We start from the raw sequence: 14,946 nt of genomic DNA, 5'->3' as shown, positions 1-14,946 counted from the left end.
GGGGGAGTATTAGTATGAATAAAAAAATGTGTAACTTAGTAATAGCAATTGCAGTGTCATCATTTACAGTACCAACACTAACAGTTAGTGCTAGAACTCTAAAAATAATAGAACATCCAAGTAAGTTAGAACAAAAACTAGCAACTGATTTACAAAACCTTAAAAATATAGTGGGTAGTAAAAATCAGGAACAACCTAAAAGTAATGTAGAATTTAAAGCAAGAATAACTCTTAAAAGGAATCAAATAAAAGGCCTAGAAATGGCTAATTATGAACTTAAAAAACAGATAGATGTAAAGCTAATTAAAGTAGGAAGTGTTGTGAAAAAAAACAAGATAGATAAAATAGAAGCACAAAAAAAATCATTAAAAGAAAGGTTTAAAATTTTGGGCAAAGGTATTGAATTAAAGTTAATAAACGAAGGAGAGAAAAACTTTGAAAAAGTGCTAGATGCCCATATAACAAAATTAAAGGACAGAAATGCAAAGTTAGTAAAATTAAATGGTGATATAGACAAAATAATTACAGTCATATTGACACCAGCACCAGTACCAGTGACAACACCAGCAGTATCGGTGACAACACCAATAGTGACACCGACGACGACACCAGTGCCAACAAAAGATATTCCAGTGGTAAAGGAAGTAGCACCGGCTACAGAACTAGTTACAGCACCAGTAGTAAAGGAAGTAGCGCCAGCTACAGAACCGGCTGCAGCACCAGTAGTAAAAGATACAGCAGCAATAAATTAATTTATGGGCTTAGTAAATAACCCTTAGATATTTATAATAGTTTATAAAGAAAAAGACGTCAAATGGCGTCTTTTTTTATGTTAAGGTCCAATATTTCTTTTTCAGTGAGATTAAAAGTATCGTAAGTTTCAATATCCTTTTTAGGTTGGGCTATATTTTCATGGGTTAAAGATAATTTAGAGGTGTTCTGTATAAGTTTCTCCATTAAATAATTTTTATATCTTAACTGGTCATATATTTTAATTAGTAAAATGAACCCCCAAATTCCGATAAACATAAAAGTTAACATGGCACATATAGCAATTATTTTAATAGTTAAGATTAGCATAAAAAATTCCCCCTATATACCTTTTAATTACATAAATTATGTAAATATATATGCGTATATTATAGCATAATTAAAGTACAAAAAGCTAACACATTGATTAAGAGTTTTTTCAGCAACAGCCATAAGTTCATGACTTTAAATAGAATTTCAATCTTTTTATTACAAATATGATTACTTCATACATGAAAGGTTAATACTTTTAATAAGACCCAATTGGAGGTAATTATGAAAAGGTTATTATGCATAATATTAATTTTTATAATGATGTTAAGTAGTGGATGTGTTGAGAAGAAAGTAAAGCCTACAAATTCTAGAAAATATTTAGTTTATAACTTGGGAGAGGTGCCTTCAGATTTGTTAATGCTAAATAGTGATAATATCAGAGAAAAAGATTTGTTGTTAGCCTTATTTGAAGGGTTGGTACGTGAAGATAAATACGGAGAAATAGTGCCTGCTATGGCAGAAAAATTTGATATTTCAGTAGATAAAATAGGGTATACCTTTAAATTAAGAAAGGACCTTCATTATAGCGATGGAAGGTCTATAAAAGCCATAGATTTTGTAAGATTTTTTCATAATATTCTATTGGAAAAAAACAATGTTTTTGCTGAGCAATTATACTGTATATTTGGAGCTAAGGATTTTAGCATGGGAAAAGTAAAATCTGACAAAGTTGCTATTTCAGCAAAGGATGATTTAACTTTAGAGATAAGACTAAATAGCCCTAATGATTATTTTCTAAATATTCTTAGTAATCCGGTTTTCACTTTAAGGGAAACTAATATGAATAAGAGAAACTGGAAAAATAGCTATGAAGACATTCAATATAGCGGTCCATTCATTATAAAAGAAATAAATGAATATGGAGAAATATATCTATTAAGGAATGAAAAGTATTGGAGGAAAAGTGAGATTGTTAGCAATGAAATGCTGTTTACAACTATAAAGGATGAGGAAAAAACATTAGCAGACTTTGAAACTACTAGGGTTAGTGATACCTCAAAGATTGATGTATTTGTTAGTCCACCAATAAGCGAAGGAAAATCTCTTAGTATGAAAAAGAAAACTATAGCTGTGCCTACAAAGAGTATGTATTATCTAACTTTTAATTTAAATACTAAAGATACAGTAAAAGATAATAGTTTTAGAAATGCAATTAGTGCAATAATATCTAAGGAATTTATTATACAAACCATATCAAAAGATTTGGCGGTTCCAGCAATAAATTATACCACTTCTAGCGTGGTTAATGAGGATAGTAGTAAACTGATATTTGATGTGTTCGGGAGTAAAGATAAAGGTGCAAAATATTTAAAGGAATATTTAAAGACCCACAATTATGAAAAGAAAGCAGAATTAATTATAGTATATGAAAATAAAAATCTTGATGATAGGATAGCAAAAGAGATAGCTAAAAACATTAAAGAAAACTTAGATGAAATAGCTAAAAATATTAAAGGCTATTTAGATTTAAAAGATTATTTAGATGTAAATGTAGTTTGCAAAGGATATGCAAAAGATGAACTTAACAAAGTCACAAAGCAGGGAGACTATAATATATTATTTTCAAGAATTGATGAAGAATATGGAGATATTTATAAATTACTTTCAAGATGGACATCCAGTTCAAGCTATAATATTTATGGATACAAGGATTTAGAATATGATAAAACAATTAAAAGTGCGCTACTGCAGAAGGATAAAAAAAACAAAATAAAACTATATAATGAAGCACAAGAAATATTAGCAAAAGATTTGCCATGTATACCTGTATATATAGTTAATACAGTTATTTGCAAGAAAGAGAATGTTAAAGGTATTTATACCACTAAAGTTGGGAATTTAATATTCGATTATGCTTATAAAGAAGATAATACTTCTGCTAAGTAATGTTTAGCGATTTTACTTATATTATGCTATAACTAAAAGTATATATTGCTAGAATGCTTTTATGACCCTAAGTAATTCAAATGCATTCTACGCAATATATACTTTTGTTAGCATAATATAAGGAAAATGTAGCTATTCATCTACTATTTAAAACTGACTTTGGGGCATTCATTAGGAGCCGTAACAATTATTATTGTTACGGCTCCTATGAAGGCTTATGAAAATAATGTTATTGATTTCGGAAAAATATTGTTAAGAAGAATAGAAACATATTTTTACTGCTATCAAAAGATGATTTACTTTGCTTGAAGGTATCTTTTCGTTTATTATATACCACGTTTTTAATGAAGACAGAAGCTAGTTCATTACTTTCAGGGGTTGCTATAGTAGACATTCTAAAATTTTCTTCTTGGAGTAAGTCTTCTGATTTTAGTGAAAAATTTCTGTAGTGCTCAGTACTATCTAAAGAAGGAGAATCAGGCCAACTTAAAACTAGGCCAGAGTCTATTATTTGATGTTTAAAAATATCTTGAAGCATATAAGAATTTTCTTCCACATTATTAAAATCAGAATAAATCATTAAGCTATACATATATAGTAAGAGTTCATCACAAGTGTAATTTATTTCTTTATCATTACTTTCCTTTAGTAAAATACCTTTATTACTTTCATATAATTTTGTGAGCTTTTCATATAAATCATCGCTAGTGGCTTTAAATTTGTGCAATGAAGTATTATTATATAAAAGTGTGCAGTTTATAAAAAGCATACAGGAATAATCCAATTTGGCATTAATAATTATAGAGGGCTTAGTATTATATTGCTCTATAAGTAAGTCTGAAAGATCTAGCAATAAATTTTCGCATTTTTCTAGACCAGAGTATTTGTAGAAAACGTTTAAGGCGAGACATATTTTGTTGAGCTCCTCAAAAGAAACATTATAAATTTCTTCTTTATATTGAATAAACATATTTAGGATATCCAGAGCAAATTTTTCATACTCGTGTTCAAGGTTATCTTTATCATAAGAAGAATATTTGTAGTAAGCAGCCATCATGAAAGCTTGATCAGAAAATTTAAATTTATTGTTTTTATTTTCAAAATTAAATTCTTGGTTCATTGGATCAGTTAAATCCACTTTATCAACAAAGAGCCCATCTTTATTTCGAAAATAAGAAGCATAAAATTCTAATTGTTCTTTGCATAGCTTAAGGTACAAAGGGCTTAAAGCATATTTGGAATTATCAATGTTCTTAAAGTTACTATAATAGTCCACAAGCTCTAAAAGTGATAAAGTCATGAAGGCATTGCTATTAATGGTTATTTCTTTTTTTACCTTGTTTTCATTCCAAAGTAACGTGCCGTCTTGCAACTTTAATTTAGCATCTGCTTTTTTATAAATACATAAAAGTGGAGAATTTAAATTAATTGTGTTAATATCAATCTTAGAAAAAGATTTAGATTTTAAATCCCGTGCGGGAATATATATCCCACATTTAGAGTCGAAAACTATATCTTTTAATGATTCTTTTGATAAGTAAAAGAATTGATTTTTTATGTTATTTTCGTTTAATGTATTGATTCTTAAAAAAGGTCCTAGAAATTTCAAAATATCACCACCATAAATTAGTCCTTATATAGATAATATGATTACAATTGTTAAAATGTGCTAGTTTTATAAAATTAGAAAGGAAGAATTTATATGAAAATTGGAAAATTAAATTGGGATGATTTAAAACAAATAATCGACGATAATAAAAGTGTTGTCCGTGATGACGTAAGAATTAGAAGCGGAATAGGAGAAGATTGCAGTGTCATAAATTTTGGTGAATATGAGTGCGTAGTATCCACTGACCCAATAACGGGAGCAGATAAAAATATAGGTAAATTGGCAGTTAATATAAACTGCAACGATATAGCTTCTTGTGGAGTTGAACCTGTAGGCATTTTAGTTACGATTCTTGTGCCACCTACATCCACCCTTCAAGATATAAAAAATATTATGCGAGAAATTGATGAAGAAACAAAAAAACTGAACGTGGAAATATTAGGCGGGCACACTGAGGTTACGGCCGCTGTGAATAGAATAGTAGTTTCTTGTACAGCAATAGGTAAAGGAAAAGCATGTGGCGCAGTTGCAACTTCAGGAGCAAAGCTTGGAGATGAAATTGTTGTTACCAAACTATTATGCATGGAAGGGACTTCAATTATAGTAAATGATTACCTGGACAGGGTAAGAGATCTTTTAACTCATAAGGAAATAGAACAAGCAAAAGACTATGTGAATAGTATTAGTGTGGTTAATGAGGGCCGTATAGCTGGAGAGCTTGGTGTTAATTCAATGCATGATATAACGGAAGGTGGAGTGCTTGGAGCCTTGTGGGAGGTTGCAGAGGCTAGTAATTTAGGCTTTAAGGTGTATAATAATAAAATGCCAATTAGTGATATTACAATTAAAATTTGTGAAAGACTTAATATTGATCCTTTGAAGTTTATATCCTCAGGAAGCATGTTAATAACTGCTACTTGTGGGAAAAAACTAGTAGAGCAATTAATTAGTAAAGGAATACAAGCTACAGTGATAGGAAATATAACTGAATCTAGAGGTATATTAGTAACGGATGAGATCCAAAAAGATGTTTTGCCACCTACTAGAGATGAGTTATTTAGTATATAGTTATTTACAATTAGAGAACTAGAAGGAGGAAAAAAATGAAAAAATTAATAGTTGCTAGTAATAATGAGCATAAAATTATAGAAATAAAGGAAATGTTATCACAATTTCCTTTTGAAGTATTATCTTTGAAAGAAGCTAAAATTAATATTGATGTAGAGGAAACGGGAAGTACCTTTATGGACAATGCAGAGATAAAGGCCAGTGAAATTTTCAAAATAGCTGATGGGAATATGGTACTTGCAGATGACTCAGGCTTATCAGTGGAATCATTAAATGGTGAGCCAGGCGTTTTTTCAGCTAGGTTTGCAGGTGTTCATGGAGATACTAAAGCAAATAATGAAAAATTATTATATCTTTTAGATGGTGCTAAAGAGTCACAGCGAAAAGCTAAGTTCATTTGTGCAATGGTACTTATAGTTAATGAAGATAAAATAGTAAAAGTGCAAGGGGAAGTAGAAGGAATGATTACAGCTGAATTTAGGGAGGAAGAAGGCTTTGGATACGATCCACTATTTTTTGTGAAAGAATTTAATAAAACTTTTGCACAGATAAGCACTAAGCAAAAAAATTCTATTAGTCATAGGGGAAGGGCATTAGATAAATTAAAAAGTGAGCTTGAAAAATTAATATAGAGCCGAATATTAATGAAGAGGGTGATTTCAAATGCGTATAGGTGTTATAAGTGATACACATAGGAATGCTAGCTGCATAGAGCAGCTAGCAGGCAAAATAAAGGCATTAGATGTGATTATACACTTAGGTGATAATGTAGATGATATATTAATCATAGAGAAGTATTTTAAGGGAAGAATAATTAATGTGAAAGGCAATTGTGATTTTTCGAAAAATACGCCCTATGATAGGGTAGAAGATATTTGTGGAAAAAGGATTTTCTTAACTCATGGTCATAGGTATAATGTAAAAGAAGGATTGTTAAAATTAAGATATAAGGCTCTAGAAACAGGAGCTAATATAGTTCTATATGGTCACACTCATATTGGAAAAATAGATTTTGAAGAAGGGATATGGTATATAAATCCTGGCAGTGCATCGGAGCCGAGAGATGCAGCCCCGAGCTTTGCTATTATAGATATCCAGGGGGAATCCATAGGACCTAATTTAATAAGAATTTAGTTTTTTTTGCAAATAGTTTTTTAAAACTGTACATTCAAAACTACAGTTTTTTTAATAGCCTTTAATCATGTGTTAAAACAAAAAAAAGATGCTTTGGTAAAACTTATTTAAATATTTAAGAGAAAAAGTTTGAAAAAGTATTGACGTATTAGTATATGTGGTGTACAATAATCCATGTCGTCACAAAAAAACATTAAAAACAAAAGTTTATGGGGTTAGAGTAAATTTAGCGTATTTAATAGTTTTATAAAGACTTAATCTATATCGGGGTGTAGCGCAGCTGGGAGCGCGCGTGGTTTGGGACCATGAGGTCGCAGGTTCAATCCCTGTCACCCCGACCATTAAAAAATAATATGCGGGTATAACTCAATGGTAGAGTGTTAGCCTTCCAAGCTAATTACGAGGGTTCGATTCCCTCTACCCGCTCCAATATGCTTAGGCATATAATAAATATACAAGTGTCTTTAGCTCAGTTGGATAGAGCAACGCCCTTCTAAGGCGTGGGCCGGGGGTTCAAATCCCTTAAGACACACCATATGGTGGGAGTAGTTCAGTTGGTAGAGCGCCAGATTGTGATTCTGGTTGTCGTGGGTTCGAGTCCCATCTTTCACCCCATTTATTGTTGGGATGTCGCCAAGCGGTAAGGCACCACACTTTGACTGTGGCATTCGTAGGTTCAAATCCTGCCCTCCCAGCCAATATGGTTTACTAGCTCAGTTGGTAGAGCACATGACTTTTAATCATGGTGTCCGGGGTTCGATTCCCCGGTAAGCCACCAAAATAGTAATTATTCGCAGGTGTGGCGGAATGGCAGACGCACTAGACTTAGGATCTAGCGCTTTACGGCGTGGGGGTTCAAGTCCCTTCACCTGCACCATTACTATTTATAAACAAACAACATGCGGGGGTGGCTCAGTGGTAGAGCGTCACCTTGCCAAGGTGAACGTCGCGAGTTCGAATCTCGTCTCCCGCTCCATATATGCTTAGGCATATGAAAATTATATGTGTGTTTTTAGCTCAGTTGGATAGAGCAACGCCCTTCTAAGGCGTGGGCCGGGGGTTCGAATCCCTTAAGACACACCAAATATGCGTCACTAGCTCAGTTGGTAGAGCACCTGACTCTTAATCAGGGTGTCCAGGGTTCGATTCCCTGGTGTCGCACCATTTTTCAAATAATGCCGGGGTGTAGCGCAGCTGGGAGCGCGCGTGGTTTGGGACCATGAGGTCGCAGGTTCAATCCCTGTCACCCCGACCATTAAAAAATAATATGCGGGTATAACTCAATGGTAGAGTGTTAGCCTTCCAAGCTAATTACGAGGGTTCGATTCCCTCTACCCGCTCCAATATGCTTAGGCATATAATAAATATACAAGTGTCTTTAGCTCAGTTGGATAGAGCAACGCCCTTCTAAGGCGTGGGCCGGGGGTTCAAATCCCTTAAGACACACCATATGGTGGGAGTAGTTCAGTTGGTAGAGCGCCAGATTGTGATTCTGGTTGTCGTGGGTTCGAGTCCCATCTTTCACCCCATTTATTGTTGGGATGTCGCCAAGCGGTAAGGCACCACACTTTGACTGTGGCATTCGTAGGTTCAAATCCTGCCCTCCCAGCCAATATGGTTTACTAGCTCAGTTGGTAGAGCACATGACTTTTAATCATGGTGTCCGGGGTTCGATTCCCCGGTAAGCCACCAAAATAGTAATTATTCGCAGGTGTGGCGGAATGGCAGACGCACTAGACTTAGGATCTAGCGCTTTACGGCGTGGGGGTTCAAGTCCCTTCACCTGCACCATTACTATTTATAAACAAACAACATGCGGGGGTGGCTCAGTGGTAGAGCGTCACCTTGCCAAGGTGAACGTCGCGAGTTCGAATCTCGTCTCCCGCTCCAAATACGCGGGTATAACTCAATGGTAGAGTGTTAGCCTTCCAAGCTAATTACGAGGGTTCGATTCCCTCTACCCGCTCCAATTTAAGTCTTTAGTATTTATACTAAAGACTTTTTTAAAAATTAATTTTATTTTGCGCCCATAGCTCAGTTGGATAGAGTTGCAGACTTCGAATCTGAAGGTCGTGGGTTCGACTCCCGCTGGGCGCACCAAAAGTGATTAAATAGCAAGGTTTGCAGAAATGTAGATCTTGCTATATTTTTTGACATTGTAGATATATTTTAGTCTAATTTCATATTTTAAGTTTATTTTGTAAAAATCACCTTTACTTCTTTTCTATATAATGGTAGAATAAGTGTTAAACATGAAAAATGACATTTGAGTCAAGTATTTGTATAGTTTGGAAACAATGTATTTACAAATTTAATATATGTAATATAATTAAACGTATAAGTTTATGGAATAAATATAGGGGGTAAAGAAATATATTAGTAATAATGGATTAGTACAAATTTAGAATGTTAAAATATAATATCAATAGGGGGAAACAAAAATGATAAAAATTAAAAAATTAGTAGCATTAAGTTTGGGTTTGGTTATGACAGCTTCATTAGTCACTGGATGCTCAAGTAGTGGATTAGAACTTATGAATGCCTTTGGAAAATCTCAAACAATAACTTCTATGCAGAGTAAAACTGATATTTCTGTAAAAGTTTCAGGTTCTAATATGTCAGCACAGGAACAGGAAATGATGAATGCAACGTTGCCTATGATAAATGGAATGAATATTTCTATGCTAACTAAAATTAATCAGAATAAAGAAAAAACAGTTTCTAAAATGCAAAGTGATATTAATTTACAATTAGGTAAAACGCCTGCTCCTATAAATATGAGTGTTTGGGCTGATGTGGATGCAGCTGGAGATAAACCTGTAGTTAATGAGGTAATTAAAATTCCTCAATTGATGGCTTCTCAATTTCCAAAGGAGTTACAGGGTAAAGAATATATGGTGATGAATTTAGCTGATATGCCAAGTTCAGAAGGTATGCCTCAAACTGATTATAAAAAACTTATGTCTTTTAGTAAAGAATTTCAACCTAAATTTGTTGATTTTATGGTTAAATATGCAAAACAATTTAATCCAACTACAGATTATGTTAAACATGTAGGAAGTAAAATCTTTTTACAAGATAATAAAAAGAAATCTACAGAAACTTATGAAGTGAAATTAACTGATAAGTCATTTAAGGAGCTAATGCATTATACATTGAATAATCTTGCTAAAAATACGGATGCTATGAACTTTGTTAAGGATTATATGACAGCTATAATGTCAGTTTGTGATATAACTAATACAACAGACAAAACGAGTAAGGATGAAGTAAACAAAGCATTTGATAACTTAACAACTCAATGGCCACAAGGACTTGAAAGTTTAGATAAATCACTAGATTCTATTGATAAACTAAAAATTCTTGGGGATAATGGAATAAAAATTAGATATACTGTTAATGAAGATGGTTATATTATAAATGAAAAGGGAAATGCTGAATTTGTTGTTGATTTACCTAGCATAATTAAATTAGCTGGAAATTCTTCAAAAGCTAGCAGCATAAGCGATCCTACTGGTATATATACTATATCTATGGACTTTAATACTGATATGACTAATATCAATGAAAAAGTTGATATTGTATTACCAAAAGTAAATTCAACCAATTCATTTAACTATACTGATATAATGAAGATGGTTTCCACAGAACTACCTATGAAATAAAAAAAGCGTCATAAACTATTATTGTTTATGACGCTTTTTTTATTTCAAACTATTTATCCCATAAGGTTTTCATGATATTATCATATTCATCTTCTACAGCACTAGATAGAACTGAAAGGATATTAAAAACTAATTGTGCATCAAAATTGTTACTAAAAGGTATGCAGCATTTAGCATTTATTATATTGTCTATCTCATAAAAAGATATGAATTTATAAGAACTATTAAGGTCGTTTAAGAGTTTATATAATTTTGCTTTTACAGTATCATCATTAATAACATTAGCGATATCATATATATACATATCAGCGTAGGCATCGTCATCAGTTATAGCCACTACAACCTTAACTTTAGCACTTTTAATTGCTTGTTCTTCAGGAATAACAAAAGTCGTAAACCCTTCAATATTGTTATTAGTAACCATAGGTATAGTATTTTCATTTATAAATTGTTGGAATAATTTAGCGTTTTGTCCCATGTTTATGCCCCCTCGAAATTTTAATAATATATTTTTTATTTAATTGTTAAACCATCTCCTGGGTCGCTGCAATTAATAATGGAATCATTATCTCATAAACTAACAAATAAGTAAATGAAACAAGAGAGGGGTTTGCGTATTTAGGTTGACAGGAATGAAAAGATATAGTACTATAAATTAAAGAATAAATAAATAACCTTTAATTTAGTCCGAGAGGCTGAGAAGGAAGCAAATGTTTTATATTGTTATTGCTACGCCTTCTCATAATAGAGATGGTGTTTTTTTATTTAGTAATTATTAAATAAATGAACGCAATATTAAAAGTATTGTAGTACCTTTAAATTTAGTCCGGAGAGGCTGAGAAGGAGAGATGTATATGTTAAAAGGAAGACACTTAATTGACCCAATGGATTTTACACTGCTAGAGCTTGAGGAGATTTTTGATTATGCAGATGAAATAATCAAAAGCCCTGAAAAATTTTCGCATATTTGTGATGGAAAAATTTTGGCAACATTGTTTTATGAACCAAGTACAAGAACAAGATTAAGCTTTGAAGCGGCAATGTTAAGACTCGGAGGTCAAGTATTAGGTTTTTCTGAGGCTCAATCAAGTTCAGCAGCAAAAGGAGAAAGTGTAGCAGATACTATAAGAACAGTAGAATGTTATGCAGATATCGCAGCAATGAGGCATCCAAAAGAAGGAGCTCCGAAGGTTGCATCCATGAATTCAAAAATGCCAGTAATAAATGCAGGTGATGGCGGACATCAACATCCAACTCAAACACTAACAGATCTTTTAACCATAAGAAATATCAAAGGAACATTATCAAACTTAACTATAGGAATTTGTGGGGATTTAAAGTTTGGTAGAACTGTTCATTCATTAATAAAAGCCATGTCAAGATATGAAAACATCAAATTTGTACTAATTTCACCAAATGAGTTAACAATTCCTACGTACATTAAAACAGAAGTATTGGGAAAAAATAATATAGAATTTCTGGAAGCTCGAAAATTAGAAGATGTTATTTCTGATTTAGATATTTTGTATATGACTAGAGTCCAAAAAGAAAGGTTCTTTAATGAGGATGATTATATAAGGCTTAAAGATAGTTATATATTAGATAAAGACAAAATGAAAATCGCCAAGGAAGATATGATAATTCTTCACCCACTTCCTAGAGTTAATGAAATAGCTGTAGAAATTGATACTGATCCAAGGGCATGTTACTTTAGGCAAGCAAAATATGGTATGTACGCAAGAATGGCACTTATTGCTAAGCTTTTGGGGGTGGACAAATAATGGTAACAATAAATAGTATAAAAAGAGGAATAGTAATAGATCATATTAAAGCTGGTGTTGGAATAAAAATATTTAAATATTTAGGCCTTGATAATGCTGATTTTACAGTAGCCCTTATTATGAATGCACCTAGTGGGAAGCTTGGCCACAAAGATATAATTAAGATAGAAAACGAAATTGATATAGATTTTACAGTGCTAGGATTTATAGATCCTAACATAACAATAAATATAATATCTGGAGAAGAAATTGAAAATAAAGTTAAACTTAGATTGCCAGATAAAATTGAGCATGTTATAAAATGTGATAATCCGAGATGTATAACATCTGTAGAGCAAGAAGTTTTGCATAGCTTCTATTTAGCAGATAGACAAAAAGGCGAGTACAGATGTATATATTGTGATGAGATTAATAACCCTACAAGTAGATTATAAAGCATGCAGGATTTAAATTGTGATTTAGATCCTACATATAAATCTTAGGTACATTGGAATTAACAACAGGTTAATAAAAGTATATTAACCTGTGTCACAATGTAGTATGAAGGGAGACGTAATTATGGAATTACTAATTAAAAATGCAAGAATAGTTGATTCATCACAGGATTTTACTTCCGATGTATATATAAATGGTGGAATAATATGTGAAATAGGAAAAAAACTAAAAAAAGACTGTGAGGTTCTAGATGGAGAGGGATATATTTTAGCTCCTTCTTTTGTAGATCTTCACAGTCATTTTAGAGAACCTGGATACACCTATAAAGAGGATTTATTATCTGGAAGTAAAGCGGCGCTGCGTGGTGGATATACTGCTATAAACCTTATGGCAAATACAAAGCCAGTATGTAGCTCTATGGACACTATAAATATGGTATTAAAAAAAGCTAGAGAGATAAATCTTGTAGATATTCATCAATGTGCATCTATTACAGAGGATTTATTGGGGCAATCTATAGATCACCTAGAGAAGCTAACTAATGAAGTGAAATTTATATCAGATGATGGCAGAGGAGTTTCTAGTAGCCTTGTAATGCTAAATGCAATGGTGATGGCCAATGAAAAGAATTTAACAATAATATCCCATGCTGAAAATGAAGAATTGGTAGACATTGATACTAGACTTGCTGAAAATCTCATGACAATAAGAGATATAACACTTTCAAAATTCACAGGGTGTAAACTTCACTTAGCTCATGTTAGTACAAAAGAGGCTATGAATGATATTATAGTGGCTAAGCAGCAGGGTGCAAGGATAACCTGCGAAGTTACACCACATCATTTAGCATTAACTTCGGAAACTCAGTATAGAGTAAACCCTCCGCTAAGAGAAACAGAAGATGTGACTTTCCTAATCGAAGCTATAAAAGATGGTTTTGTGGATGTTATAGCCACTGACCACGCACCACATAGTATGGAAGATAAAACAAAAGGGGCCCCGGGCATATCGGGCCTAGAGACTTCTTTCCCTGTATGTTTCACTAAACTTATAGGTGAAGGACATATTACTCTAAATAAACTTTTAGAACTTATGTCGAAAAACCCAGCTAAAATTATGGGACTAAATAAGGGCGAAATTAAAATAGGATTTGATGGAGACTTGCTGCTCTTAGATACTAAAACCAAGTATAATATTGATGCCAGGGAGTTTTTATCAAAAGGAGTGAATTCTCCCTTTGATGGAAAGAGTGTAATGGGAACTGTAATGTGCACCATTAAGGCAGGAAAAATAGTTTATAAAGCTAAAACCTTTAAATAAAGCAGTTGATTTATAAATAAAATAGCAAAGGTGGGGTAACTGATGATTATAGATAAATTATTTGAAAGTGTAGAAAAGAAAGGTCACGTATGCATAGGACTTGATACAGCATTGGAATACTTACCAACAGAATTTAAAAATAAGTTTGTATATGAGGATTATGCCTTGTATAGATTTAATCAGCAAATAATTGATGCCACATTTGATGTAGCGGCTTGTTATAAGGTACAAATAGCATATTATGAAGCTCTTGGACTCAAAGGTTTAAAAGTATATAAAGATACTTTAAATTATATAAAAAATAAAGGCGGCATTGTTATTGCAGATATCAAAAGAGGAGATATTGCAAAAACTGCGGAAATGTATGCTAAAGCTCATTTTGAAGGAGATTTTGAAAGTGATTTTATAACTGTAAATCCATATATGGGCATGGATAGCATAGAACCTTATCTTCCTTATTTAAAAAACAAGGAAAAAGGATTGTTTTCATTAGTAAGAACCTCAAATAGTGGGGCAGAGGATATAGAGTATATAGAAAACAAAGAAAATAAAAGGGTTTATGATGTTGTAGGGGAAAAACTATTGAAAATTGGAAGTGGATTTATGGGCGAATGTGGATATAGCTCGCTAGGTGGAGTTGTAGGTTGCACTCATATAGATGAGGGATTAAAGATGAGGAAAGACCTGGAAAAAATGTTTTTTTTAATACCGGGTTATGGAGCACAAGGTGGCGGGGCTGAGGATGTGGCCATATATTTGAAAAATGGAAATGGCGGAGTGGTGAATGCCTCTAGAAGTATTTTACTTGCATATAAGAAAGTAGAAAATGGAGGAAGCCATTTTGAACAATTTGCTAGAGAAGAAGGAATAAAAATGCGAGATGAAATAAGAAAAGCGGCAAAGTAGTAAAGTAATCTATAATTTTTATTAACATACTGGAGGAGTTTATTTGATATGCTGCGTA

Annotated in this window: 13 protein-coding genes and 20 tRNA genes; 30 read left to right on the top strand and 3 right to left on the bottom strand. The window is 32.7% G+C overall.

From position 1 onward, the window contains the following. The first annotated feature begins 14 nt into the window (after positions 1–14). A complete protein-coding gene (locus G9F71_RS20870; RefSeq protein ID WP_164948580.1) occupies positions 15–752 on the top strand; it encodes a hypothetical protein in 738 nt (245 codons plus the stop codon). A gap of 58 nt (positions 753–810) precedes the next feature. Here the strand turns inward: G9F71_RS20870 and G9F71_RS20865 are convergent, their stop codons facing one another. Further along, entirely contained in the window at positions 811–1,080 is a 270-nt protein-coding gene (locus tag G9F71_RS20865) for a hypothetical protein (protein ID WP_164948579.1), read from the bottom strand. A gap of 225 nt (positions 1,081–1,305) precedes the next feature. On the opposite strand from G9F71_RS20865, the gene G9F71_RS20860 reads away from it, so the two are divergent. Continuing rightward, positions 1,306–2,970, top strand: coding sequence for a peptide ABC transporter substrate-binding protein (locus tag G9F71_RS20860; RefSeq protein ID WP_164948578.1), 1,665 nt, complete (start codon positions 1,306–1,308; stop codon positions 2,968–2,970). Positions 2,971–3,199: 229 nt separating this feature from the next. Here G9F71_RS20860 and G9F71_RS20855 read toward each other — a convergent pair whose 3' ends face one another. Next, a complete protein-coding gene (locus G9F71_RS20855; protein WP_164948577.1) occupies positions 3,200–4,579 on the bottom strand; it encodes a hypothetical protein in 1,380 nt (459 codons plus the stop codon). A gap of 93 nt (positions 4,580–4,672) precedes the next feature. Between G9F71_RS20855 and G9F71_RS20850 the strand changes: the two genes are divergently transcribed. The 24 genes from G9F71_RS20850 (at position 4,673) to G9F71_RS20735 (ending at position 10,446) form a co-directional block, all read left to right on the top strand. Continuing rightward, positions 4,673–5,647, top strand: coding sequence for an AIR synthase family protein (locus G9F71_RS20850; protein ID WP_164948576.1), 975 nt, complete (start codon positions 4,673–4,675; stop codon positions 5,645–5,647). Positions 5,648–5,682: 35 nt separating this feature from the next. Then, entirely contained in the window at positions 5,683–6,279 is a 597-nt protein-coding gene (locus G9F71_RS20845) for an XTP/dITP diphosphatase (protein ID WP_164948575.1), read from the top strand. A 31-nt stretch (positions 6,280–6,310) separates the two neighbouring features. Beyond that, entirely contained in the window at positions 6,311–6,781 is a 471-nt protein-coding gene (locus tag G9F71_RS20840; RefSeq protein ID WP_164948574.1) for a metallophosphoesterase, read from the top strand. Positions 6,782–7,046: 265 nt separating this feature from the next. Next, positions 7,047–7,122 (top strand) — tRNA-Pro (locus tag G9F71_RS20835). A gap of 14 nt (positions 7,123–7,136) precedes the next feature. Then, a tRNA-Gly gene (locus G9F71_RS20830) sits at positions 7,137–7,210 on the top strand. Positions 7,211–7,239: 29 nt separating this feature from the next. Continuing rightward, positions 7,240–7,316: transfer RNA gene (locus tag G9F71_RS20825), tRNA-Arg, on the top strand. Positions 7,317–7,320: 4 nt separating this feature from the next. After that, a tRNA-His gene (locus G9F71_RS20820) sits at positions 7,321–7,396 on the top strand. Positions 7,397–7,404: 8 nt separating this feature from the next. After that, positions 7,405–7,479, top strand: a tRNA-Gln gene (locus tag G9F71_RS20815). Positions 7,480–7,483: 4 nt separating this feature from the next. Continuing rightward, a tRNA-Lys gene (locus tag G9F71_RS20810) sits at positions 7,484–7,559 on the top strand. A 15-nt stretch (positions 7,560–7,574) separates the two neighbouring features. Then, positions 7,575–7,658, top strand: a tRNA-Leu gene (locus G9F71_RS20805). A 24-nt stretch (positions 7,659–7,682) separates the two neighbouring features. Continuing rightward, positions 7,683–7,757, top strand: a tRNA-Gly gene (locus G9F71_RS20800). Positions 7,758–7,787: 30 nt separating this feature from the next. Beyond that, positions 7,788–7,864, top strand: a tRNA-Arg gene (locus G9F71_RS20795). Between the two features lie 5 nt (positions 7,865–7,869). Continuing rightward, positions 7,870–7,945 (top strand) — tRNA-Lys (locus G9F71_RS20790). Positions 7,946–7,960: 15 nt separating this feature from the next. After that, positions 7,961–8,036, top strand: a tRNA-Pro gene (locus G9F71_RS20785). A gap of 14 nt (positions 8,037–8,050) precedes the next feature. After that, a tRNA-Gly gene (locus G9F71_RS20780) sits at positions 8,051–8,124 on the top strand. Between the two features lie 29 nt (positions 8,125–8,153). Continuing rightward, positions 8,154–8,230: transfer RNA gene (locus G9F71_RS20775), tRNA-Arg, on the top strand. A 4-nt stretch (positions 8,231–8,234) separates the two neighbouring features. Next, positions 8,235–8,310: transfer RNA gene (locus G9F71_RS20770), tRNA-His, on the top strand. Between the two features lie 8 nt (positions 8,311–8,318). Further along, a tRNA-Gln gene (locus G9F71_RS20765) sits at positions 8,319–8,393 on the top strand. Positions 8,394–8,397: 4 nt separating this feature from the next. Next, a tRNA-Lys gene (locus tag G9F71_RS20760) sits at positions 8,398–8,473 on the top strand. A 15-nt stretch (positions 8,474–8,488) separates the two neighbouring features. Beyond that, a tRNA-Leu gene (locus tag G9F71_RS20755) sits at positions 8,489–8,572 on the top strand. Between the two features lie 24 nt (positions 8,573–8,596). Then, positions 8,597–8,671, top strand: a tRNA-Gly gene (locus G9F71_RS20750). Positions 8,672–8,676: 5 nt separating this feature from the next. Further along, positions 8,677–8,750: transfer RNA gene (locus tag G9F71_RS20745), tRNA-Gly, on the top strand. Between the two features lie 54 nt (positions 8,751–8,804). Beyond that, positions 8,805–8,881 (top strand) — tRNA-Arg (locus G9F71_RS20740). A 341-nt stretch (positions 8,882–9,222) separates the two neighbouring features. Next, positions 9,223–10,446 carry a hypothetical protein gene (locus tag G9F71_RS20735; RefSeq protein WP_164948573.1) on the top strand — a complete coding sequence of 408 codons (1,224 nt, stop codon included), beginning with the start codon at positions 9,223–9,225 and terminating at the stop codon, positions 10,444–10,446. 49 nt (positions 10,447–10,495) lie between these two features. Here the strand turns inward: G9F71_RS20735 and G9F71_RS20730 are convergent, their stop codons facing one another. After that, positions 10,496–10,924 (bottom strand): hypothetical protein, encoded by a 429-nt coding sequence (locus tag G9F71_RS20730; RefSeq protein ID WP_164948572.1) that lies wholly within the window; start codon positions 10,922–10,924, stop codon positions 10,496–10,498. Between the two features lie 376 nt (positions 10,925–11,300). Between G9F71_RS20730 and pyrB the strand changes: the two genes are divergently transcribed. From pyrB to pyrF, 4 genes are all read left to right on the top strand, one after another. Then, a complete protein-coding gene (gene pyrB, locus G9F71_RS20725) occupies positions 11,301–12,227 on the top strand; it encodes an aspartate carbamoyltransferase (RefSeq protein WP_164948571.1) in 927 nt (308 codons plus the stop codon). After that, a complete protein-coding gene (locus tag G9F71_RS20720) occupies positions 12,227–12,661 on the top strand; it encodes an aspartate carbamoyltransferase regulatory subunit (RefSeq protein WP_124999601.1) in 435 nt (144 codons plus the stop codon). The genes pyrB and G9F71_RS20720 overlap by 1 nt, the downstream gene beginning before the upstream one ends. Before the next feature lie 124 nt (positions 12,662–12,785). Then, entirely contained in the window at positions 12,786–13,982 is a 1,197-nt protein-coding gene (locus G9F71_RS20715; protein ID WP_164948570.1) for a dihydroorotase, read from the top strand. A 42-nt stretch (positions 13,983–14,024) separates the two neighbouring features. Next, positions 14,025–14,888 carry an orotidine-5'-phosphate decarboxylase gene (gene pyrF / locus G9F71_RS20710; protein ID WP_164948569.1) on the top strand — a complete coding sequence of 288 codons (864 nt, stop codon included), beginning with the start codon at positions 14,025–14,027 and terminating at the stop codon, positions 14,886–14,888. Positions 14,889–14,946 lie beyond the last annotated feature (58 nt).

Source organism: Clostridium sp. FP2 (assembly GCF_011065955.2).
GTDB classification, from domain to species: domain Bacteria; phylum Bacillota; class Clostridia; order Clostridiales; family Clostridiaceae; genus Clostridium_AD; species Clostridium_AD tagluense.
The sequence above is the reverse complement of the archived record's forward strand: the minus strand, read 5'-3'. Positions and strand labels throughout refer to the sequence as shown.

Coding starts and splice junctions, on each gene's coding strand:
- pyrB (WP_164948571.1), top strand. CDS start 11,301: ATGTTAAAAGGAAGACACTTAATTGACCCAATGGATTTTACACTGCTA.
- G9F71_RS20735 (WP_164948573.1), top strand. CDS start 9,223: ATGATAAAAATTAAAAAATTAGTAGCATTAAGTTTGGGTTTGGTTATG.
- G9F71_RS20850 (WP_164948576.1), top strand. CDS start 4,673: ATGAAAATTGGAAAATTAAATTGGGATGATTTAAAACAAATAATCGAC.
- G9F71_RS20845 (WP_164948575.1), top strand. CDS start 5,683: ATGAAAAAATTAATAGTTGCTAGTAATAATGAGCATAAAATTATAGAA.
- G9F71_RS20860 (WP_164948578.1), top strand. CDS start 1,306: ATGAAAAGGTTATTATGCATAATATTAATTTTTATAATGATGTTAAGT.
- G9F71_RS20730 (WP_164948572.1), bottom strand. CDS start 10,924: ATGGGACAAAACGCTAAATTATTCCAACAATTTATAAATGAAAATACT.
- G9F71_RS20715 (WP_164948570.1), top strand. CDS start 12,786: ATGGAATTACTAATTAAAAATGCAAGAATAGTTGATTCATCACAGGAT.
- G9F71_RS20870 (WP_164948580.1), top strand. CDS start 15: ATGAATAAAAAAATGTGTAACTTAGTAATAGCAATTGCAGTGTCATCA.
- G9F71_RS20720 (WP_124999601.1), top strand. CDS start 12,227: ATGGTAACAATAAATAGTATAAAAAGAGGAATAGTAATAGATCATATT.
- G9F71_RS20840 (WP_164948574.1), top strand. CDS start 6,311: ATGCGTATAGGTGTTATAAGTGATACACATAGGAATGCTAGCTGCATA.
- pyrF (WP_164948569.1), top strand. CDS start 14,025: ATGATTATAGATAAATTATTTGAAAGTGTAGAAAAGAAAGGTCACGTA.
- G9F71_RS20865 (WP_164948579.1), bottom strand. CDS start 1,080: ATGCTAATCTTAACTATTAAAATAATTGCTATATGTGCCATGTTAACT.